Genomic DNA, 21791 nt, shown 5'->3' with positions numbered 1-21791 from the left:
TACGGGGTAGTACAGTTGCAGGCCCGGTAAGCGCAGCGCCACCGGGCATTAGCGGGGATTAATCTTTTTTCAGATCTGACGAAAACTCACGTTTTTCGTAACCGGTATAGAGCTGACGCGGACGGGCAATCTTAATGCCGTCATCGTGCATCTCGTTCCAGTGCGCAATCCAGCCCACGGTACGCGCCATCGCGAAGATCACCGTAAACATCGACGACGGGATCCCCATCGCTTTCAGAATAATGCCAGAGTAGAAATCGACGTTCGGGTAGAGTTTGCGTTCGATGAAGTACGGGTCGTTGAGCGCAATGTGCTCCAGCTCCATCGCCACTTCCAGCAGATCGTCTTTGGTGCCCAGTTCACGCAGCACTTCATGGCAGGTTTCACGCATCACGGTGGCGCGCGGGTCATAGTTCTTATAGACACGGTGACCGAAGCCCATCAGACGGAACGAATCGTTCTTATCTTTGGCGCGACGCAGGAATTCCGGAATGTGTTTAACGGTGCTGATCTCTTCCAGCATCTTCAGTGCTGCTTCGTTCGCGCCGCCGTGCGCCGGTCCCCACAGGGAGGCGATACCGGCCGCGATACAGGCAAATGGGTTCGCGCCCGATGAGCCTGCGGTACGCACGGTAGAGGTGGACGCATTCTGCTCATGGTCAGCATGCAGGATCAGAATACGATCCATGGCGCGTTCCAGAACCGGGTTCACTTCATACGGTTCGCACGGCGTGGAGAACATCATGTGCAGGAAGTTGCCCGCATAGGAGAGGTCGTTACGCGGATAAACAAACGGCTGACCGATGGAGTACTTGTAGCACATCGCGGCCACGGTCGGCATTTTGGAAAGCAGACGGAACGCGGCGATTTCACGGTGGCGCGGATTGTTCACATCCAGCGAGTCGTGGTAGAACGCCGCCAGCGCGCCGGTCACGCCGCACAGCACCGCCATAGGGTGCGAGTCGCGACGGAAACCGTGGAACAGACGGGTAATCTGCTCATGGATCATCGTGTGGCGGGTCACTGTCAGCGTGAACTCTTCAAACTGCGCCTGAGTCGGTTTTTCGCCGTACAGCAGGATGTAGCACACTTCCAGATAGTTGGACTCAGTCGCCAGTTGATCGATGGGGAAGCCACGGTGCAGCAGAATCCCTTCATCGCCGTCGATAAAGGTGATTTTCGATTCGCATGATGCGGTTGAGGTAAAACCTGGGTCAAAAGTGAAAACCCCTTTTGAACCGAGACTACGGATATCAATAACATCCTGACCGAGCGTGCCTTGTAGCACATCCAGTTCAATAGCATCGTCACCATTGTAGGTGATGGTTGCTTTCTTATCAGCCATTTACGGTCTCCTTAGCGCCTTATTGCTTAAGACCGCCAGCCACCGGGTTTGCCTTCACTTGACCGTCAATGTTAACGAATTGTTATATAGCTCGCTGCTCTGCGAAGAGGAGATACCAGGGTACAGAGCGATAGGCGCGTGCAGATACACATTGAAAATACAGTGAAAAAACAGCAAATCAGCGTCTTAGCAGTCCGAATTTATCAAACCTGTATATCACTAATAACTGTCCTGATTAAATCGGTCAATACCATCACACTGTTACATAACTTATTCTCAGGTGAAAGCAAGACCCCATAACTTTTAAGCATTATAAGTTCTTTCTGGCGTAGTTTGTAACAAGAATGTTTAACTTTTGTCAAATCAGATGATTAAATTTTAAAATAATGTTGTTATCGTGACCTCGGTCACTGTTCTGCATAAAACCCGACAAACTATATGTAGGTTAATTGTAATGATTTTGTGAACGACCTATACTGCCGCCAGGTCTCCGGAATACCCTGCCATCCCGAGCCACCCAGCGTTGTAACCTGTCGTTTAGCATATGGAAGCACATTTTTTGCATGACGAGCAGTTATAGAAAGGACGCTGTCTGACCCGCACGCAGACCGGAGGAAGGAAACTATAAGAATAGCATGTGGGCGTTATTCATGATAAAAAATGTGAAAAAACAAAGACCTGTCAATCTGGATCTGACAACAATCCAGTTTCCTGTTACGGCTATAGCTTCCATTCTCCACCGCGTTTCCGGCGTCATCACGTTTGTGGCGATCGGCATTCTGTTGTGGTTACTGGGCTTGTCGCTGTCATCTGAAGAGGGCTTCCAGGCCGCTTCTGCCATCATGAGCAGTTTCTTCGTCAAATTCATCTTCTGGGGCATCCTTACCGCGCTGGCGTATCACGCTGTCGGCGGCATTCGCCACATGTTTATGGATTTCGGCTGGCTGGAAGAGAACCTCGCCGCAGGAAAACGTTCCGCTAATATTTCTTTTGTGATCACTGTCGTGCTTTCAATTCTCGCAGGAGTCCTCGTATGGTAAGCAACGCCTCCGCATTAGGACGCAACGGCGTACATGATTTTATTCTCGTCCGTGCTACCGCTATTGTCCTGACGTTATACATCATCTACATGGTCGGCTTTTTCGCGCTGCACAGCGAACTGACCTGGGGTGTCTGGACGGGCTTCTTCTCCTCCGCCTTCACGAAAGTCTTTACCCTGCTGGCGCTCTTTTCCATCCTGATCCACGCGTGGATCGGCATGTGGCAGGTATTGACCGACTACGTTAAACACGTTGCAACGCGCCTGCTGCTGCAGCTGGTGATTGTTGTTGCGCTGGTCGCGTATGTCATTTATGGATTCGTTGTGGTGTGGGGTGTGTAATGAAACTGCCAGTCAGAGAATTTGATGCTGTTGTAATTGGCGCAGGTGGCGCAGGTATGCGCGCGGCGCTGCAAATTTCCCAGAGCGGGCAAACCTGTGCGCTGCTCTCTAAAGTCTTTCCAACCCGTTCCCACACTGTCTCTGCGCAGGGCGGTATCACCGTTGCGCTGGGCAATACCCATGAAGATAACTGGGAATGGCACATGTATGACACGGTAAAAGGCTCCGACTATATCGGTGACCAGGACGCCATTGAATATATGTGTAAAACCGGCCCGGAAGCGATTCTGGAGCTGGAACATATGGGCCTGCCGTTTTCCCGTCTGGAAGATGGTCGCATCTATCAGCGTCCGTTTGGCGGCCAGTCGAAAGATTTCGGCGGCGAGCAGGCGGCACGTACTGCGGCCGCAGCTGACCGTACCGGTCACGCGCTGCTGCACACCCTTTATCAGCAGAACCTGAAAAACCACACCACCATCTTTTCCGAATGGTATGCGCTCGATCTGGTGAAAAACCAGGATGGCGCGGTGGTCGGCTGTACGGCGCTCTGTATCGAAACCGGTGAAGTGGTCTACTTCAAAGCGCGTGCAACCGTGCTGGCAACCGGCGGGGCGGGGCGTATTTACCAGTCCACCACCAACGCACACATTAACACCGGCGACGGTGTTGGGATGGCGCTGCGTGCCGGCGTACCGGTGCAGGATATGGAAATGTGGCAGTTCCACCCGACCGGTATCGCCGGCGCAGGTGTACTGGTCACCGAAGGGTGCCGTGGTGAAGGCGGTTACCTGCTGAATAAACATGGCGAGCGCTTTATGGAGCGTTATGCGCCGAACGCGAAAGATCTGGCGGGCCGCGACGTGGTTGCGCGCTCGATCATGATCGAAATTCGCGAAGGCCGCGGTTGCGATGGCCCGTGGGGCCCGCACGCCAAGCTGAAACTCGATCACCTCGGCAAAGAGGTGCTGGAATCGCGCCTGCCGGGGATCCTTGAGCTGTCGCGTACCTTTGCCCACGTCGATCCGGTAAAAGAGCCGATCCCGGTTATTCCGACCTGCCACTACATGATGGGCGGTATTCCGACCAAAGTGACCGGCCAGGCGCTGACCGTTAATGCCCAGGGTGAAGACGTTGTTATTCCGGGTCTGTTTGCGGTAGGCGAAATCGCCTGCGTATCGGTACACGGTGCCAACCGTCTGGGCGGTAACTCGCTGCTCGACCTGGTGGTATTCGGCCGCGCGGCGGGTCTGCATCTGCAGGAGTCTATCGCCGAGCAGGGCGCGCTGCGTGATGCCAGCGACTCTGATATCGACGCCTCCCTTGAGCGCCTTAACCGCTGGAACAACAACCGCGATGGCGAAGATCCGGTCACCATTCGTAAAGCGCTGCAAGAGTGTATGCAGCACAACTTCTCGGTCTTCCGCGAAGGTGATGCGATGGCCAAGGGTCTGGAGCAGCTGAAAGTGATCCGCGAGCGCCTGAAAAACGCCCGTCTGGACGACACCTCCAGCGAGTTCAACACCCAGCGCGTTGAGTGTCTGGAACTGGATAACCTGATGGAAACGGCCTATGCAACGGCGGTTTCTGCCAACTTCCGTACCGAAAGCCGTGGCGCGCATAGCCGCTTCGACTATCCGGATCGTGACGATGAGAACTGGTTGTGTCACTCCCTGTACCTGCCAGAGACGGAATCTATGACGCGTCGCAGCGTCAATATGGAACCGAAACTGCGTCCGGCGTTCCCGCCGAAGATTCGTACTTATTAATGCGGAGACAGGATTGATGAAACTCGAATTCTCGATTTATCGCTATAACCCGGACGTCGACGACGCGCCGCGTATGCAGGATTACACCCTCGAATCGGAAGAGGGTCGCGACATGATGCTGCTTGATGCGTTAATGCAGCTGAAAGAGACCGACTCCACGCTGTCGTTCCGTCGCTCCTGCCGTGAAGGGGTGTGCGGTTCCGATGGTCTGAACATGAACGGCAAAAACGGGCTGGCCTGTATCACCCCAATTTCCGCGCTTGGCAACGGCAAGAAGAAGATTGTCATCCGCCCGCTGCCAGGTCTGCCGGTAATTCGCGATTTGGTGGTGGACATGGGGCAGTTCTATGCCCAATATGAAAAAATCAAGCCTTACCTGTTGAATAATGGGCAAAATCCGCCGGCGCGTGAGCACCTGCAGGGGCCTGAACAGCGCGAGAAACTCGACGGTCTGTATGAGTGTATTCTCTGTGCCTGCTGCTCGACCTCTTGCCCGTCGTTCTGGTGGAACCCGGAGAAATTCATCGGCCCGGCAGGCTTGCTGGCGGCATACCGCTTCCTGATCGACAGCCGCGATACGGAAACGGATGCGCGTCTCGATGGCCTGAGCGATGCTTTCAGCGTATTCCGCTGCCACAGCATCATGAACTGCGTCAGTGTATGCCCGAAAGGGCTTAACCCGACGCGCGCCATTGGCCACATTAAGTCAATGTTGCTGCAACGCAGTGCATAAAAAGGTAAAGCCGGATGGCACTTGCGCTTATCCGGCCTACAGTATTGATAAGCCCGGTAAGCGCAAGCGCGCCGGGCGAGTAAAAGCAGCAGAAACCTCTAAAAACCGCCACTGAAACATAATTGAGATGTTTGGCGCGAGACAAGGCGGCAATTGAGCGCATCCGGGGCAGCATAGTGAACTATGTCACCCAGGTGAGCGAAGGCAGCCAACGCCGTCGCAGCCCGAACAACGAAGATTAGGCTGTTTTTAAAGGTTCCTTCGCGGGTCAAAGAACCCGCAGGTGAACCCTGGGACGTGCGCGTACGTGTACGTCGAAGTTATCCACGGCGAAGTAAGCATAACAATGCTTAAGGGATCACGATGCAGAACGGCGCAATGAAAGCCTGGCTGGACTCTTCTTACCTCTCTGGGTCTAACCAGAGCTGGATAGAACAGCTCTATGAAGACTTCTTAACCGATCCTGACTCGGTAGATGCGAACTGGCGATCTATGTTCCAGCAGTTACCAGGTACCGGAGTCAAACCGGATCAGTTCCACTCCAAAACGCGTGATTACTTCCGCCAACTGGCGAAGGACGCTTCACGTTACTCCTCCTCGATTTCCGACCCCGATACCAACGTTAAGCAGGTCAAAGTCCTGCAGCTCATTAACGCCTACCGCTTCCGTGGTCACCAGCATGCGAATCTCGATCCGCTGGGATTATGGCAGCAGGAGAGGGTCGCCGATCTCGATCCCGCATTCCATGACCTGACCGAAGCCGATTTCCAGAACAGCTTCAATGTCGGGTCATTTGCTATCGGCAAAGACACTATGCCGCTGGGCGAGCTGCTCCATGCGCTGAAAGAGACCTATTGTGGCTCCATCGGCGCGGAGTACATGCACATCACCAGCACCGAAGAGAAACGCTGGATCCAGCAGCGCATCGAGTCGGCCACCGGTAAATCCAGCTTCTCGGCAGAAGAGAAAAAGCGCTTCTTAAGCGAACTGACCGCCGCCGAAGGGCTGGAGCGCTATCTGGGCGCGAAATTCCCGGGTGCAAAACGCTTCTCCCTTGAGGGTGGCGACGCGCTGGTACCGATGCTGAAAGAGATGATCCGCCACGCCGGTAAAAGCGGCACCCGTGAAGTAGTGCTGGGCATGGCGCACCGCGGTCGTCTGAACGTGCTGGTTAACGTGCTGGGCAAAAAGCCGCAGGACCTGTTCGACGAATTTGCCGGTAAACATAAAGAGCATCTCGGCACCGGCGACGTGAAATACCATATGGGCTTCTCGTCCGACGTTGAAACCGAAGGCGGCCTGGTTCACCTGGCGCTGGCGTTTAACCCGTCGCACCTCGAGATCGTAAGCCCGGTAGTTATCGGCTCCGTTCGCGCTCGTCTCGATCGCCTTGACGAACCGAGCAGCAACAAAGTGTTGCCGATCACCATTCACGGTGACGCGGCGGTCGCAGGCCAGGGCGTGGTGCAGGAAACCCTCAACATGTCCAAAGCACGCGGCTACGAAGTGGGCGGCACCGTGCGTATCGTTATCAACAACCAGGTGGGCTTCACCACGTCGAACCCGCTGGATGCGCGCTCAACGCCGTACTGTACCGATATCGGTAAAATGGTGCAGGCGCCGATTTTCCACGTTAACGCGGACGATCCGGAAGCGGTGGCCTTTGTTACCCGCCTGGCGCTCGATTTCCGTAATACCTTCAAACGCGATGTCTTTATCGACCTGGTCTGCTACCGCCGTCACGGCCATAACGAAGCCGATGAGCCGAGTGCAACCCAGCCGCTGATGTACCAGAAAATCAAAAAGCACCCGACGCCGCGTCAGATTTACGCCAGCCGTCTGGAGCAGGAAACTACCATCGCCGCGGAAGACGCCACCGAGATGGCTAACGTCTACCGCGATGCGCTCGATGCCGGTGAGTGCGTGGTCGCTGAATGGCGTCCGATGAATATGCACTCCTTTACCTGGTCGCCGTACCTCAACCACGAGTGGGATGAGAGCTACCCGAACAAGGTGGAGATGAAGCGCCTGCAAGAGCTGGCGAAGCGCATCAGCACCGTACCGGACGCGATTGAGATGCAGTCCCGCGTAGCGAAAATCTACGCTGACCGTCAGCTGATGGCGAACGGCGACAAGCTGTTCGACTGGGGCGGCGCGGAAACGCTGGCTTACGCCACGCTGGTAGATGAGGGCATTCCGGTGCGTCTCTCCGGTGAGGACTCCGGTCGCGGTACCTTCTTCCATCGTCATGCGGTGGTGCATAACCAGACTAACGGTTCGACTTACACCCCGCTGGCACACGTACATAACAGCCAGGGCGCGTTCCGCGTCTGGGACTCCGTGCTGTCGGAAGAAGCGGTGCTGGCGTTTGAGTATGGCTACGCCACCGCTGAGCCGCGCACGCTCACCATCTGGGAAGCGCAGTTCGGCGACTTTGCCAACGGTGCGCAGGTAGTTATCGACCAGTTCATCAGCTCCGGCGAGCAGAAGTGGGGCCGTATGTGTGGCCTGGTGATGCTGCTGCCGCACGGCTATGAAGGGCAGGGCCCGGAGCACTCCTCCGCGCGTCTGGAGCGCTATCTGCAACTCTGCGCCGAGCAGAATATGCAGGTTTGCGTGCCGTCGACCCCGGCGCAGGTTTACCACATGCTGCGTCGTCAGGCGCTGCGCGGTATGCGCCGTCCGCTGATTGTGATGTCACCGAAATCCCTGCTGCGTCATCCGCAGGCGGTCTCAACGCTTGATGAGCTGGCGAACGGCACCTTTATGCCGGCGATTGGCGAAGTGGACGATCTCGATCCGCAGGGCGTGAAACGCGTTATCCTCTGTTCCGGTAAGGTTTATTACGATTTGCTGGAACAGCGTCGTAAGAACGACCAGAAAGATGTCGCGATTGTCCGCATCGAGCAGCTCTATCCGTTCCCGCACCAGGCGGTGCAGGAAGCGCTGAAGCCGTACGCGCATGTGCATGATTTTGTCTGGTGCCAGGAAGAGCCGCTGAACCAGGGCGCATGGTACTGCAGCCAGCATCACTTCCGTGATGTGATTCCGTTTGGGGCTGGTCTGCGTTACGCAGGTCGCCCGGCCTCCGCCTCTCCGGCGGTGGGATACCTCTCCGTTCACCAGAAACAGCAACAAGATCTGGTAAATGACGCGCTGAACGTCAATTAATTAAAGGATAAATAATGAGTAGCGTAGATATTCTTGTTCCCGATCTGCCTGAGTCCGTTGCTGACGCGACCGTTGCAACCTGGCACAAAAAACCAGGCGATAGCGTTAAACGTGATGAAGTGCTGGTAGAAATCGAAACTGACAAAGTGGTACTGGAAGTGCCGGCGTCAGCGGACGGCATCCTTGATGCCGTGCTGGAAGAGGAAGGCACAACCGTTACCTCCCGCCAGATTCTGGGCCGTCTGAAAGAGGGCAACAGCGCAGGCAAAGAGAGCAGTGCTAAATCTGAAGAGAAAGAGTCTACCCCGGCGCAGCGTCAGCAGGCCTCGCTGGAAGAGCAGAACAATGATGCCCTGAGCCCGGCGATCCGTCGCCTGCTGGCCGAGCACAACCTGGAAGCCAGCGACATCAAAGGTACCGGTGTTGGTGGTCGTCTGACCCGTGAAGATGTTGAGAAGCATCTGGCGAAAGGCCCGGCGCAGAGCGCTGCACCAGCGGCGGCTCCGGCTGCTGCCAGCACCCCGGCTCCGGCTCCGGCTGGCCGCACGGAAAAACGCGTACCGATGACCCGCCTGCGCAAACGCGTAGCCGAGCGTCTGCTGGAAGCGAAAAACTCCACCGCCATGCTGACGACCTTCAACGAAGTCAACATGAAGCCGATTATGGATCTGCGTAAGCAGTACGGCGACGCGTTCGAGAAGCGTCACGGCATCCGTCTGGGCTTTATGTCCTTCTACGTGAAAGCGGTGGTTGAAGCGCTGAAACGCTACCCGGAAGTGAATGCTTCTATCGATGGCGATGATGTGGTTTACCACAACTATTTCGATGTCAGTATGGCTGTTTCCACGCCGCGTGGCCTGGTGACCCCGGTGCTGCGCGATGTCGACACCCTCGGCATGGCAGATATCGAGAAGAAAATTAAAGAGCTGGCGCTGAAAGGGCGCGACGGCAAGCTGACCGTGGAAGATCTGACCGGCGGTAACTTCACCATTACCAACGGCGGCGTCTTCGGCTCGCTGATGTCCACCCCGATCATCAACCCGCCGCAGAGCGCGATCCTCGGCATGCATGCCATCAAAGATCGCCCGATGGCGGTTGATGGCAAGGTTGAGATCCTGCCGATGATGTACCTGGCGCTCTCTTACGATCACCGTCTGATCGACGGCCGTGAGTCTGTGGGCTATCTGGTCGCCATCAAAGAGCTGCTGGAAGATCCGACCCGTCTGCTGCTGGACGTGTAGTCGGCCAGGGCCCGGCGGATGCCGGGCCTGAAGTCATCACCTGACTGTGGGCGGATCCGGCAAACAGGTCACCCCGACCCGCAGACACCCTGATAATGATTACCTGAAGGATGGATAGAACAGATGAACTTACATGAGTATCAGGCGAAACAGCTTTTTGCCCGGTCAGGTCTGCCGACTCCGGTTGGATACGCCTGTACTACCCCGCGTGAAGCCGAAGAAGCGGCATCGAAAATTGGTGCAGGCCCGTGGGTCGTAAAATGCCAGGTTCACGCAGGCGGCCGCGGTAAAGCAGGCGGCGTAAAAGTAGTGAACAGCAAAGAAGAGATCCGCGCATTCGCGGAGCACTGGCTGGGTAAACGCCTGGTAACCTACCAAACAGACGCTAACGGCCAGCCGGTTAACCAGATCCTGGTTGAAGCGGCGACCGATATCGACAAAGAGCTCTACCTGGGCGCGGTAGTTGACCGTAGCTCGCGTCGCGTGGTGTTCATGGCCTCCACCGAAGGCGGTGTTGAGATTGAGAAAGTGGCGGAAGAGACCCCGCACCTGATCCACAAAACCACTATAGATCCGCTGACCGGCCCGATGCCGTATCAGGGTCGTGACCTGGCGTTCAAACTGGGTCTGGAAGGTAAGCAGGTTCAGCAGTTCACCAAGATCTTTATGGGTCTGGCGACCATTTTCCTTGAGCGCGACCTGGCGCTGATCGAAATCAACCCGCTGGTGATCACTAAGCAGGGCGACCTGATCTGCCTCGACGGCAAACTGGGCGCGGACGGCAACGCACTCTTCCGCCAGCCGGATCTGCGCGAAATGCGCGACCAGTCTCAGGAAGACCCGCGCGAAGCACAGGCTGCACAGTGGGAGCTGAACTACGTTGCTCTCGACGGCAACATCGGCTGCATGGTTAACGGCGCAGGCCTGGCAATGGGCACCATGGACATCGTTAAACTGCACGGCGGCGAACCGGCTAACTTCCTCGACGTTGGCGGCGGCGCGACCAAAGAGCGCGTAACCGAAGCTTTCAAAATCATTCTCTCCGATGAGAACGTGAAAGCCGTTCTGGTTAACATCTTCGGCGGCATCGTGCGCTGCGATTTGATCGCAGACGGCATCATCGGTGCTGTAGAAGAAGTTGGCGTGAACGTGCCGGTAGTCGTACGCCTGGAAGGTAACAACGCTGAACTGGGTGCCAAGCGCCTGGCTGACAGCGGCCTGAATATTATTGCAGCGAAAAGTCTGACGGATGCAGCACAGCAGGTTGTTGCCGCAGTGGAGGGGAAATAATGTCTGTTTTGATCGATAAGAACACCAAAGTTATCTGCCAGGGCTTCACCGGAAGCCAGGGTACATTCCACTCCGAACAGGCGATTGCCTACGGTACGCAGATGGTTGGCGGCGTAACGCCAGGCAAAGGTGGCACCACGCACCTCGGCCTGCCGGTGTTCAACACCGTGCGTGAAGCGGTAGAGGCGACCGGCGCGACCGCAACGGTTATCTACGTTCCGGCTCCGTTCTGCAAAGACTCCATCCTGGAAGCGATCGATGCAGGTATCAAACTGATTATCACCATCACTGAAGGTATCCCGACGCTGGATATGCTGACGGTGAAAGTGAAGCTGGATGAAGCTGGCGTGCGCATGATCGGGCCGAACTGCCCGGGCGTGATCACCCCAGGCGAGTGCAAAATCGGCATTATGCCGGGCCACATCCACCAGCCGGGTAAAGTCGGCATCGTTTCGCGCTCCGGCACCCTGACCTATGAAGCGGTTAAACAGACCACGGATTACGGTTTCGGTCAGTCCACCTGTGTGGGCATCGGCGGCGACCCGATCCCGGGCTCTAACTTTATCGACATCCTGAAACTGTTCCAGGAAGATCCGCAGACCGAAGCGATTGTCATGATCGGTGAGATCGGCGGTAGCGCGGAAGAAGAAGCCGCAGCCTACATCAAAGAGCACGTCACCAAACCGGTTGTTGGCTACATCGCCGGTGTTACCGCGCCGAAAGGCAAGCGTATGGGCCATGCAGGCGCCATTATCGCAGGCGGTAAAGGTACGGCGGACGAGAAGTTCGCGGCGCTGGAAGCAGCTGGCGTGAAAACCGTGCGCAGCCTGGCCGATATCGGCGACGCGCTGAAAACCGTAATTAAATAAAAAACCATCGCTCCCCCACGCAGGGGAGCAGCGCAATTCGACATGGTTGGCCGCTCCTGGAGCGGCCTTTTTTATTGCCCGCATCTATGCGTGGTAAAAAAAAGGGAGGCAGGCAGGGGAGGGGGCTTGTAGCATTATCCGGCGAGCTGAAAGCAGGTTATAAAAGTTATGAATAATAGCGCTAAGCATCGCCTTTTAAAGATGCTTATTTTTATAATAACGAAGCGGTGTTAATTATATTAACCGGATAAGTGAAATATTTGTAAAATCAATCTGGAAATAGTTGAGCTGTTTCACTTAAGAGTTACCCACTTTTCACGTTTTTAACTTACCGCGTAAAGTAACCCGCCTTTCTTCGCTTTATTCGTCAATTGATAACCATAAATTGCGTTACAGTAAACATGTTATTAACACTGTTTTTACCCGCCGGACACCTTAAATACAAAATTAACACCGTCAATGGTAAATGATTTAAATCAATATTTAAAAGCTTGGAAAAGCAGTCAAAACTCGCTAAATTGTCGCGGATCAAATTGACCGCGAAGTGCAAAGTTGGGGATTAATTGATCGCCGTCGTAAAACGTAAAACATAATCAATAAATGCTTTTTATTGTTAGGGTTTTGCGGAGTAATATATTCGCGAGATCAATTCGAATTTTTTATTAACCTGGTTGTAACTTTTTTTATTCATTGTCCCGACATTGGGAGAGTGAATAAAACAGTGCAGCAAATTTGTATTGGGGCATGCGTGTGAACCTTCGCTAACGGGGGTTTACTCTCGGAGTCTTCATGCGATGAGCAAGGAGTCATGATGTTAGATATAGTCGAACTGTCACGCTTACAGTTTGCCTTGACCGCGATGTACCACTTTCTGTTTGTGCCGCTGACGCTTGGTATGGCGTTCCTGCTGGCAATTATGGAAACGGTCTACGTCCTCTCCGGCAAACAGATCTACAAAGATATGACCAAGTTCTGGGGCAAGTTGTTTGGGATCAACTTCGCGCTGGGCGTGGCGACCGGTCTGACCATGGAGTTCCAGTTCGGGACTAACTGGTCTTACTATTCTCACTACGTTGGGGATATTTTCGGTGCGCCGCTGGCCATTGAAGGTCTGATGGCCTTCTTCCTCGAATCCACATTCGTGGGTCTGTTCTTCTTCGGTTGGGATCGTCTGGGCAAAGTTCAGCACATGGCGGTAACCTGGCTCGTTGCTCTGGGCTCCAACTTGTCCGCACTCTGGATCCTCGTCGCCAACGGCTGGATGCAGAACCCCATCGCCTCTGATTTCAACTTCGAAACCATGCGTATGGAGATGGTGAGCTTCTCTGAACTGGTGCTTAACCCGGTTGCGCAGGTCAAATTTGTGCACACCGTGGCTTCCGGCTACACCTGCGGTGCTATCTTCATTCTTGGTATCAGCTCCTACTACCTGCTGCGCGGTCGTGACGTTGCTTTTGCGAAACGCTCCTTTGCTATCGCAGCCAGCTTCGGTATGGCGGCCATCCTCTCCGTTATCGTGCTGGGTGATGAGTCCGGTTACGAAATGGGTGACGTGCAGAAAACCAAACTGGCGGCAATCGAAGCGGAGTGGGAAACCCAACCGGCTCCGGCAGCGTTTACCCTGTTTGGTATTCCGGATCAGGATAAACAAGAGAACAAATTCGCTATCCAGATCCCGTTTGCGCTCGGCATTATCGCTACCCGCTCGGTCGACACGCCGGTTATTGGCCTGAAAGACCTGATGGCGCAGCACGAAGAGCGTATCCGTAACGGCATGAAGGCGTACCAGTTGCTTGAGCAGCTGCGCTCCGGCTCTGCGGATCCGGCAGTACGTGAGCAGTTCAATAACGTGAAGAAAGATCTCGGTTACGGCCTGCTGCTGAAACGCTATACCCCGAACGTCACCGACGCGACGGAAGCGCAGATCCAGAAAGCGACCCAGGACTCTATTCCACGCGTTGCGCCGCTCTACTTCGCCTTCCGTCTGATGGTGGCCAGTGGCGTGCTGATGCTGCTGATTATCGGCATCTCCTTCTGGACGGTGATCCGTAACCGTATCGGTGAGAAGAAATGGCTGCTGCGCGCCGCGCTGTATGGCATTCCGCTGCCGTGGATTGCGATCGAATCAGGCTGGTTTGTGGCTGAATACGGTCGTCAACCGTGGGCGATTGGTGAAGTGCTGCCGACTGCCGTTGCCAACTCCTCATTGACCGTCGGCGATCTGCTGTTCTCAATGATTCTGATTTGCGGCCTTTATACGCTGTTTATGGTGGCCGAAGTGTTCCTGATGTTCAAATTTGCTCGCCTTGGGCCGAGCAGCCTGAAAACAGGTCGCTATCACTACGAGCAGTCCACCGTGACTACTCAGCCGGCACGCTAAGACAGGAGTCGTGAAATGATCGATTATGAAGTATTACGTTTTATCTGGTGGCTGCTGGTGGGCATTCTGCTGATCGGTTTTGCCGTTACCGATGGCTTCGACATGGGCGTCGGCATGCTGACCCGCGTGTTGGGGCGTAGCGACACCGAGCGCCGCGTGATGATAAACTCCATCGCGCCGCACTGGGACGGCAACCAGGTCTGGCTTATCACTGCCGGTGGCGCGCTGTTCGCCGCCTGGCCGATGGTCTACGCGGCGGCCTTCTCCGGCTTCTATGTAGCGATGATCCTCGTACTGGCCTCACTCTTCTTCCGTCCGGTTGGCTTTGATTACCGTTCGAAAATTGAAGACGTGCGCTGGCGCGGCATGTGGGACTGGGGCATCTTTATCGGTAGCTTCGTGCCGCCGCTGGTGATTGGCGTAGCGTTCGGTAACCTGCTGCAGGGCGTACCGTTCCACCTGGATGGCGACATGCGCCTCTTCTATACCGGTAACTTCTTCCAGCTGCTGAACCCGTTTGGTCTGCTGGCCGGTGTAGTGAGCGTGGCGATGATCCTGACCCAGGGCGCGACCTACCTGCAAATGCGTACCGTCGGCGAACTGCACCTGCGCGCACGCGCCACGGTACAGATTGCAGCCCTGGTGACCCTGGTCTGCTTCGCGCTGGCCGGTGTCTGGGTGGTGTACGGCATTGACGGGTATGTGATCACCTCTGCGATGAATCACCATGCGGCCTCAAATCCGCTTACCAAAGAAGTTGCGGTACAGGCGGGTGCCTGGCTGACCAACTTCAACAATACGCCGGTATTGTGGGCGATCCCGGCTCTGGGCGTGGCGCTGCCGCTGTTGACTATCCTGACCGCGCGTCTGGATAAATCAGCCTTCGCCTTTGTCTTCTCGTCCCTGACGCTGGCGTGCATCATTCTGACCGCAGGCATCGCGATGTTCCCGTTTGTCATGCCGTCCAGCACCATGCTGAACGCCAGCCTGACAATGTGGGATGCGACCTCGACGCAGCGCACGCTGAACCTGATGACCTGGGTTGCTGCGGTATTCGTACCGATTATTCTGCTCTACACCAGCTGGTGTTACTGGAAAATGTTCGGTCGTATTACCAAAGAGCAGATCGAAAGCAACACCCACTCTATGTACTAAGTAAGGAGCTGAATATGTGGTATTTCGCCTGGATTTTAGGAACGCTTCTTGCCTGTGCTTTTGGTGTGATCACCGCGCTGGCGCTGGAACATGTTGAAGCAACCAAAGCCGGTCAAGAAGAACATTGATGGATAAGGTTATCGCAAAGCTCTATGCGGTAATGGACAAGGGCCCGTTACGGGCCCTTTCCTTAATAATGGCGCTGCTGCTGGCAGGGTGCATTTTCTGGGATCCGTCGCGCTTTGCGGCGAAAACCAGCGAGCTTGAGATCTGGCATGGTCTGCTGTTGATGTGGGCCGTTTGCGCCGGTGTGATCCACGGCGTCGGTTTTCGTCCTCGCGCGCTGCACTGGCAGGGGCTGTTTTGCCCGCTGATTGCTGATGTTGTGCTGCTTGCAGGTCTGCTTTTCTTCTTCTTTTGAATAAGAAATATCCGCTATCCCGATGGGCTTGCAAAAGCCCATAAATTTTTACTCTCCGTTTACCACAACCCATTCCAAAGCACCTTGCCCGCGCGTATAGTAGCGAAGTTTAAAAGCTCTAACCTTTTTTGCATTACCGGGATGTAAAGTGAATACAACGCTGTTTCGATGGCCGGTTCGTGTCTATTACGAAGATACTGATGCCGGTGGTGTGGTTTACCACGCCAGCTACGTTGCTTTTTATGAAAGAGCCCGCACCGAGATGCTGCGCCACCATCACTTTAGCCAACAGGCTCTGCTGGCAGAGCAGGTCGCGTTCGTGGTGCGCAAAATTACGCTGGAGTATTTTGCACCCGCCCGACTCGACGACATGCTCGACGTCCAAACGGAAATAACATCAATGCGTGGAACGTCTATGGTGTTCTCGCAGCGGATCGTCAACGCAGAGAACAAAGTGCTGAACGAAGCTGAAGTGCTGGTTGTCTGTGTTGATCCACTCTTAATGAAGCCTCGTGCGCTTCCCAAGTCTATTGTCGCGGAGTTTAAGCAGTGACTGACATGAACATCCTTGATTTGTTCCTGAAGGCGAGCCTTCTGGTCAAACTTATCATGTTGATTTTGATTGGTTTTTCAATCGCATCCTGGGCAATCATTATCCAGAGAACCCGCATCCTCAACGCCGCAGGGCGTGAAGCGGAAGCGTTCGAAGATAAGTTCTGGTCCGGCATTGAACTCTCTCGTCTCTATCAGGAAAGCCAGGGCCGTCGCGATAATCTGAGCGGCTCTGAACAGATTTTCTATAGCGGTTTTAAAGAGTTTGCCCGTCTGCATCGCGCCAACAGCCACGCGCCGGAAGCGATTGTTGAAGGTGCCTCCAGGGCAATGCGTATCTCGATGAATCGCGAGCTGGAAAGCCTCGAAAACCACATTCCTTTCCTCGGTACCGTTGGTTCCATCAGCCCCTATATTGGTCTGTTTGGTACTGTCTGGGGGATCATGCACGCCTTTATCGCGCTGGGCGCGGTGAAACAGGCGACGCTGCAAATGGTTGCACCGGGTATTGCTGAAGCGCTGATCGCCACCGCTATCGGCCTGTTCGCGGCAATTCCGGCGGTGATGGCCTACAACCGTCTGAACCAGCGCGTCAATAAACTGGAACAGAATTACGACAACTTTATGGAAGAGTTCACGGCTATTCTGCATCGCCAGGCGTTTGCCAGCAGCGACAGCAATAAGGAGTAAGCCATGGCCAGATCCCGTGGGCGGAGCAAGCGTGCCCTGAAGTCCGAAATCAATATTGTACCGCTGCTCGACGTGCTGCTGGTGCTGCTGCTGATCTTTATGGCAACGGCGCCCATCATCACCCAGAGCGTCGAGGTCGATCTGCCGGATGCGACGGATTCTCAGACCGTCAGTACCAATGACGATCCTCCGGTGATTATTGAAGTTTCCGGTGTCGGGCAATACAGCGTGGTGGTAGAGAAAGATCGTATGGATCAGCTGCCGCCGGAGCAGGTTATTGCGGAGGCGCAGCGTCGCCTGCAAACCAATCCGAAAACCGTGTTCTTAATCGGCGGGGCGAAGGACGTGCCGTACGACGAAATCATTAAAGCGCTGAACCTGTTACATAGCGCGGGTGTGAAATCGGTTGGCTTGATGACGCAGCCTATCTGATCACCGGCTTAACAGGCGGACAGTTTTTGGGAACCGAGAGTGTCAAAGGCAACCGTACAAAACGACAAGCTTAAGCGAGCGATACTCATTTCAGCCGTGCTGCACGTAATTCTGGTGGCGCTGCTGATCTGGAGTTCGTTCGATGAGCATATTGAAGCGTCAGCGGGCGGCGGTGGCGGCTCGTCGATCGACGCCGTAATGGTCGATCCCGGCGCGGTAGTGGAGAACTACAACCGCCAACAGCACCAGCAATCGAGCGCTAAGCGCGCGGAAGAGCAGCGTGAAAAACAGGCGCAGCAGCAGGCGGAGGAGATGCGTGAAAAGCAGGCCGCCGAGCAGGAGCGTCTGAAGCAGGTCGAGAAAGAGCGTCTGCAGGCGCAGGAAGCCGCGCGCGAGCAGGCCGAACAGCAGAAGCAGGCGGAAGAGGCGGCAAAGCAGGCGCAAAAGCAGCAGAAACAGGCTGAAGAAGCGGCAGCGAAAGCCGCGGCTGACGCGAAAGCCAAAGCGGATGCGCAGGCAAAAGCGGCGGAAGAGGCGGCGAAGAAAGCCGCAGCGGACGCGCAGAAGAAAGCGCAGGCGGATGCAGCCAAAGCCGCCGCCGATGCACAGAAGAAAGCCGAAGCGGAGGCCGCGAAAGCCGCCGCCGACGCACAGAAGAAAGCCGAAGCAGAAGCTGCGAAAGCGGCAGCCGATGCGAAGAAGAAAGCGCAGGCGGAAGCGGCTAAGCAGGCTGCTGCTGAAAAAGCCGCAGCCGAGAAGGCCGCCGCAGCTGAAAAAGCTGCCGCTGAAAAGGCAGCTGCCGCAGAGAAAGCCGCAGCGGAGAAGAAAGCCGCTGCAGCGGAAAAAGCGGCAGCCGAGAAGAAAGCGGCTGCGGAAAAAGCCGCCGCTGAGAAGAAAGCTGCTGCCGAGAAGGCCGCCGCCGATAAAAAAGCGGCTGCCAAAAAAGCCGCAGCAGAGAAAGCCGCCGCCGCGGAAGGCGTCGACGATCTGTTTGGCGACCTCAGCTCCGGTAAGAATGCACCGAAAACGGGCGGCGGAGCGAAAGGCAACAATGCAGCGCCGGCGGGTTCGGGTAACACTAAGAACAACGGTGCATCCGGAGCCGATATCAGTAACTACGCAGGGCAGATTAAAACGGCGATTGAGAGCCGCTTCTATGATGCATCTTCCTACACCGGGAAGACCTGTACGTTACGTATCAAACTGGCTCCTGATGGGACGCTGTTAGATATTCAGTCTGAAGGAGGCGATCCGGCGCTCTGTCAGGCCGCGCTGGCCGCGGCGCGACAGGCGAAAATGCCGAAGCCACCAAGTCAGGCTGTGTATGAAGTGTTCAAAAATGCGCCGCTGGACTTCAAACCTTGAGGTACACTTTCCTCGCGATCCCGTGAGGAAAGTATGCGAAGGCGGTTCCAACGCGGGTAGTTTTGTCTTATTGGTTTGTTAAAATTCTGCTAAATTATCGCGGGTTTTTTGCCCGGATAAGGGAGATATGATGAAGCAGGCATTACGTGTTGCATTTGGTTTTTTGATGCTGTGGGCAGCGGTGCTGCATGCAGAAGTACGTATCGAGATCACCCAGGGGGTAGACTCGGCACGCCCGATTGGCGTTGTGCCGTTCCAGTGGGCAGGCCCAGGCGCTGCGCCTGAGGACGCTGGCGGTATCGTTGCGGCGGATCTGCGCAACAGCGGTAAATTCAACCCGCTGGATCGCTCCCGTTTACCGCAGCAGCCGGGTACCGCGCAGGAAGTGCAGCCCGCTGCATGGTCCGCGCTCGGTATTGATGCGGTCATCGTAGGTCAGGTGACACCGAACCCTGATGGCAGCTACAACGTCGCTTACCAGCTGGTCGACACCGGCGGCGCGCCGGGTACCGTGCTGGCGCAAAACTCCTTCAAAGTGAATAAGCAGTGGCTGCGTTATGCTGCCCATGCCGCCAGCGACGAAGTATTCGAAAAGCTGACCGGTATTAAAGGCGCGTTCCGTACCCGTATCGCCTATGTCGTACAGACCGCGAACACTCAGTTCCCGTATGAACTGCGCGTCTCTGATTACGATGGCTACAACCAGTTCCTCGTCCACAAATCGCCGCAGCCGCTGATGTCCCCGGCCTGGTCCCCGGACGGTTCAAAAGTCGCATACGTGACCTTTGAGAGCGGTCGTTCCGCGCTGGTTATCCAGACTCTGGCTAACGCCAGCATTCGTCAGGTGGCGTCGTTCCCGCGTCACAACGGCGCACCGGCCTTCTCGCCGGATGGCACCAAGCTGGCGTTTGCCCTGTCAAAAACCGGCAGCCTGAACATCTATGTGATGGACATCGGTTCCGGCCAGATCCGTCAGGTTACTGACGGTCGCAGCAACAACACCGAACCAACCTGGTTCCCGGACAGCCAGAACCTGGCCTTTACCTCTGACCAGGCCGGTCGTCCGCAGGTTTACAAAATCAATATTAACGGCGGCGCAGCGCAGCGTATCTCCTGGCAGGGTTCTCAGAACCAGGATGCGGATGTCAGCAGCGACGGTAAATTTATGGTGATGGTTAGCTCTGACGGTGGTCAGCAGCACATTGCTAAACAAGATCTGGAAGCGGGTGGCGTGCAAGTTTTGTCGTCAACGTTCCTGGATGAAACGCCAAGTCTGGCACCTAACGGCACTATGGTCATCTACAGCTCTTCTCAGGGGATGGGCTCCGTGCTGAACCTGGTTTCTACAGATGGGCGTTTCAAAGCGCGTATTCCGGCGACTGATGGACAGGTTAAATTCCCTGCCTGGTCTCCGTATCTGTGATAATAAATAAATATTAAAGGAATCAAAGAAATGCAACTGAACAAAGTGCTGAAAGGCCTGATGCTGGCTCTGCCTGTTATGGCAATCGCTGCATGTTCTTCTCACAAGAACAACACCAGCGACCAGAGCGGCGAAGGCATGATGGGTGCCGGCACTGGCATGAACGGTAGCGGTAACATGTCCTCTGAAGAGCAGGCGCGTCTGCAGATGCAGCAGCTGCAGCAGAACAACATCGTTTACTTCGATCTGGACAAGTACGACATCCGTTCTGACTTTGCAGCGATGCTGGATGCTCACGCTAACTTCCTGCGTAGCAACCCGTCCTACAAAGTGACCGTAGAAGGTCATGCTGACGAACGCGGTACCCCGGAGTACAACATCTCCCTGGGCGAACGTCGTGCTAACGCCGTTAAAATGTACCTGCAGGGTAAAGGCGTTTCTGCTGACCAGATCTCCATCGTTTCTTACGGTAAAGAAAAACCTGCAGTACTGGGTCACGACGAAGCGGCTTACGCTAAAAACCGTCGCGCCGTACTGGTTTACTAAGAGAATTGCATGAGCAGTAACTTCAGACATCATCTGTTGAGTCTGTCGTTACTGGTTGGCATAGCGGCCCCCTGGGCCGCTAATGCTCAGGCGCCAATCAGTAGTGTCGGCTCAGGCTCGGTCGAAGACCGCGTCACTCAACTTGAGCGTATTTCCAATGCTCACAGCCAGCTTTTAACCCAACTTCAGCAGCAGCTCTCTGATAATCAGGCCGATATTGACTCCCTGCGTGGACAGATCCAGGAAAGCCAGTATCAGCTCAATCAGGTTGTTGAACGCCAGCAGCAAATTCTGCAGCAGATCGGCAATCTGAGCAGCGGTGCAGCAGCAGGGCAGACGCAGCAGGCTTCCGGCGATCAGAGCGGTGCGGCAGCGCAGGCTCCGGCCGCGGATGCGGGCGCTAATAACGGTGCGGCGGCTTCAGGCGCACCGGTACAAAGCGGCGATGCCAATACCGACTACAACGCGGCTATCGCCCTGGTGCAGGATAAATCCCGCCAGGATGATGCGCTGGCTGCGTTTCAGAACTTCGTCAAAAAGTACCCGGATTCAACCTATGTACCGAACGCCAACTACTGGCTCGGTCAGTTGAATTACAACAAGGGTAAGAAAGACGATGCGGCTTACTACTTCGCCTCGGTAGTGAAGAACTTCCCGAAGTCGCCGAAAGCGCCAGACGCGATGTTCAAAGTCGGCGTGATTATGCAAGACAAGGGCGATACTGCGAAAGCCAAAGCGGTTTACCAGCAGGTGGTCAGCAAATACCCTGGTACCGATGGTGCGAAACAGGCGCAAAAACGCCTTGCTTCGATGTAATGCATAGCGCATGACCAGAAAACGCGGTTTTTCTGGTCTTGTCGCATGAATCATAAGCAGTTAAACAGTGCGCGTCGAAATTGTTGTTGCGCTGAGTTCTTAAATCAGTAATATATGCCGCCGTTGCCACGGGATATCTCTTAACCCGGAAGCAGCACAAAAGTGGGTCGTTAGCTCAGTTGGTAGAGCAGTTGACTTTTAATCAATTGGTCGCA

20 protein-coding genes are annotated in these 21791 nt (G+C 55.3%); 19 read left to right on the top strand and 1 reads right to left on the bottom strand.

Annotated features, from left to right (window positions below; translation table 11 throughout):
* Positions 1 to 58: 58 nt before the first annotated feature.
* A complete protein-coding gene (locus IAE48_RS23010; protein ID WP_042712794.1) occupies positions 59 to 1345 on the bottom strand; it encodes a citrate synthase in 1287 nt (428 codons plus the stop codon).
* A 635-nt stretch (positions 1346 to 1980) separates the two neighbouring features.
* On the opposite strand from IAE48_RS23010, the gene sdhC reads away from it, so the two are divergent.
* The 19 genes from sdhC (at position 1981) to cpoB (ending at position 21576) form a co-directional block, all read left to right on the top strand.
* A complete protein-coding gene (gene sdhC, locus IAE48_RS23005; RefSeq protein WP_042712793.1) occupies positions 1981 to 2385 on the top strand; it encodes a succinate dehydrogenase cytochrome b556 subunit in 405 nt (134 codons plus the stop codon).
* Positions 2379 to 2726 (top strand): succinate dehydrogenase membrane anchor subunit, encoded by a 348-nt coding sequence (gene sdhD / locus IAE48_RS23000; RefSeq protein WP_042712792.1) that lies wholly within the window; start codon positions 2379 to 2381, stop codon positions 2724 to 2726. The genes sdhC and sdhD overlap by 7 nt, the downstream gene beginning before the upstream one ends.
* Positions 2726 to 4492, top strand: coding sequence for a succinate dehydrogenase flavoprotein subunit (gene sdhA / locus IAE48_RS22995; protein WP_034811756.1), 1767 nt, complete (start codon positions 2726 to 2728; stop codon positions 4490 to 4492). The genes sdhD and sdhA overlap by 1 nt, the downstream gene beginning before the upstream one ends.
* A 16-nt stretch (positions 4493 to 4508) precedes the next feature.
* Complete coding sequence (locus IAE48_RS22990) at positions 4509 to 5225, top strand: succinate dehydrogenase iron-sulfur subunit (protein ID WP_094420457.1); 717 nt, start codon at positions 4509 to 4511, stop codon at positions 5223 to 5225.
* A 363-nt stretch (positions 5226 to 5588) separates the two neighbouring features.
* Positions 5589 to 8396 (top strand): 2-oxoglutarate dehydrogenase E1 component, encoded by a 2808-nt coding sequence (gene sucA / locus IAE48_RS22985; RefSeq protein WP_042712261.1) that lies wholly within the window; start codon positions 5589 to 5591, stop codon positions 8394 to 8396.
* 14 nt (positions 8397 to 8410) lie between these two features.
* Positions 8411 to 9637, top strand: coding sequence for a 2-oxoglutarate dehydrogenase complex dihydrolipoyllysine-residue succinyltransferase (gene odhB, locus IAE48_RS22980; protein ID WP_023478231.1), 1227 nt, complete (start codon positions 8411 to 8413; stop codon positions 9635 to 9637).
* Positions 9638 to 9760: 123 nt separating this feature from the next.
* Complete coding sequence (gene sucC, locus IAE48_RS22975) at positions 9761 to 10927, top strand: ADP-forming succinate--CoA ligase subunit beta (protein ID WP_034811760.1); 1167 nt, start codon at positions 9761 to 9763, stop codon at positions 10925 to 10927.
* Positions 10927 to 11796, top strand: coding sequence for a succinate--CoA ligase subunit alpha (gene sucD / locus IAE48_RS22970; RefSeq protein ID WP_023478233.1), 870 nt, complete (start codon positions 10927 to 10929; stop codon positions 11794 to 11796). The genes sucC and sucD overlap by 1 nt, the downstream gene beginning before the upstream one ends.
* An 811-nt stretch (positions 11797 to 12607) precedes the next feature.
* Entirely contained in the window at positions 12608 to 14176 is a 1569-nt protein-coding gene (gene cydA, locus IAE48_RS22965; protein ID WP_042712263.1) for a cytochrome ubiquinol oxidase subunit I, read from the top strand.
* Between the two features lie 15 nt (positions 14177 to 14191).
* Positions 14192 to 15331 (top strand): cytochrome d ubiquinol oxidase subunit II, encoded by a 1140-nt coding sequence (gene cydB, locus IAE48_RS22960; protein ID WP_128483377.1) that lies wholly within the window; start codon positions 14192 to 14194, stop codon positions 15329 to 15331.
* A 14-nt stretch (positions 15332 to 15345) separates the two neighbouring features.
* Positions 15346 to 15459, top strand: coding sequence for a cytochrome bd-I oxidase subunit CydX (gene cydX / locus IAE48_RS22955; RefSeq protein ID WP_071789428.1), 114 nt, complete (start codon positions 15346 to 15348; stop codon positions 15457 to 15459).
* Positions 15459 to 15752 carry a cyd operon protein YbgE gene (gene ybgE, locus IAE48_RS22950; RefSeq protein ID WP_023478215.1) on the top strand — a complete coding sequence of 98 codons (294 nt, stop codon included), beginning with the start codon at positions 15459 to 15461 and terminating at the stop codon, positions 15750 to 15752. The genes cydX and ybgE overlap by 1 nt, the downstream gene beginning before the upstream one ends.
* 148 nt (positions 15753 to 15900) lie before the next feature.
* Entirely contained in the window at positions 15901 to 16305 is a 405-nt protein-coding gene (gene ybgC / locus IAE48_RS22945) for a tol-pal system-associated acyl-CoA thioesterase (RefSeq protein ID WP_034811764.1), read from the top strand.
* The gene (gene tolQ, locus IAE48_RS22940) at positions 16302 to 16994 is read left to right on the top strand and encodes a Tol-Pal system protein TolQ (RefSeq protein WP_023478229.1); all 693 of its coding nucleotides are present in this window, start codon (positions 16302 to 16304) and stop codon (positions 16992 to 16994) included. The genes ybgC and tolQ overlap by 4 nt, the downstream gene beginning before the upstream one ends.
* Positions 16995 to 16997: 3 nt before the next feature.
* A complete protein-coding gene (gene tolR, locus IAE48_RS22935) occupies positions 16998 to 17426 on the top strand; it encodes a colicin uptake protein TolR (RefSeq protein WP_042713646.1) in 429 nt (142 codons plus the stop codon).
* A gap of 39 nt (positions 17427 to 17465) precedes the next feature.
* On the top strand, positions 17466 to 18791 hold the full coding sequence (gene tolA / locus IAE48_RS22930; protein ID WP_200135690.1) for a cell envelope integrity protein TolA: 1326 nt from the start codon (positions 17466 to 17468) through the stop codon (positions 18789 to 18791).
* Between the two features lie 130 nt (positions 18792 to 18921).
* Complete coding sequence (gene tolB / locus IAE48_RS22925; protein WP_023478234.1) at positions 18922 to 20214, top strand: Tol-Pal system beta propeller repeat protein TolB; 1293 nt, start codon at positions 18922 to 18924, stop codon at positions 20212 to 20214.
* A gap of 30 nt (positions 20215 to 20244) precedes the next feature.
* On the top strand, positions 20245 to 20760 hold the full coding sequence (gene pal / locus IAE48_RS22920; protein WP_007373922.1) for a peptidoglycan-associated lipoprotein Pal: 516 nt from the start codon (positions 20245 to 20247) through the stop codon (positions 20758 to 20760).
* 9 nt (positions 20761 to 20769) lie between these two features.
* The gene (gene cpoB, locus IAE48_RS22915; RefSeq protein WP_094420453.1) at positions 20770 to 21576 is read left to right on the top strand and encodes a cell division protein CpoB; all 807 of its coding nucleotides are present in this window, start codon (positions 20770 to 20772) and stop codon (positions 21574 to 21576) included.
* Positions 21577 to 21791: the final 215 nt, after the last annotated feature.

The organism is Kosakonia sp. S57 (genome assembly GCF_016516575.1).
Classification (GTDB): Bacteria; Pseudomonadota; Gammaproteobacteria; order Enterobacterales; family Enterobacteriaceae; genus Kosakonia; species Kosakonia cowanii.
Note: the sequence above shows the minus strand (reverse complement) of the source record. Positions and strands in the feature narration are given on the sequence as shown.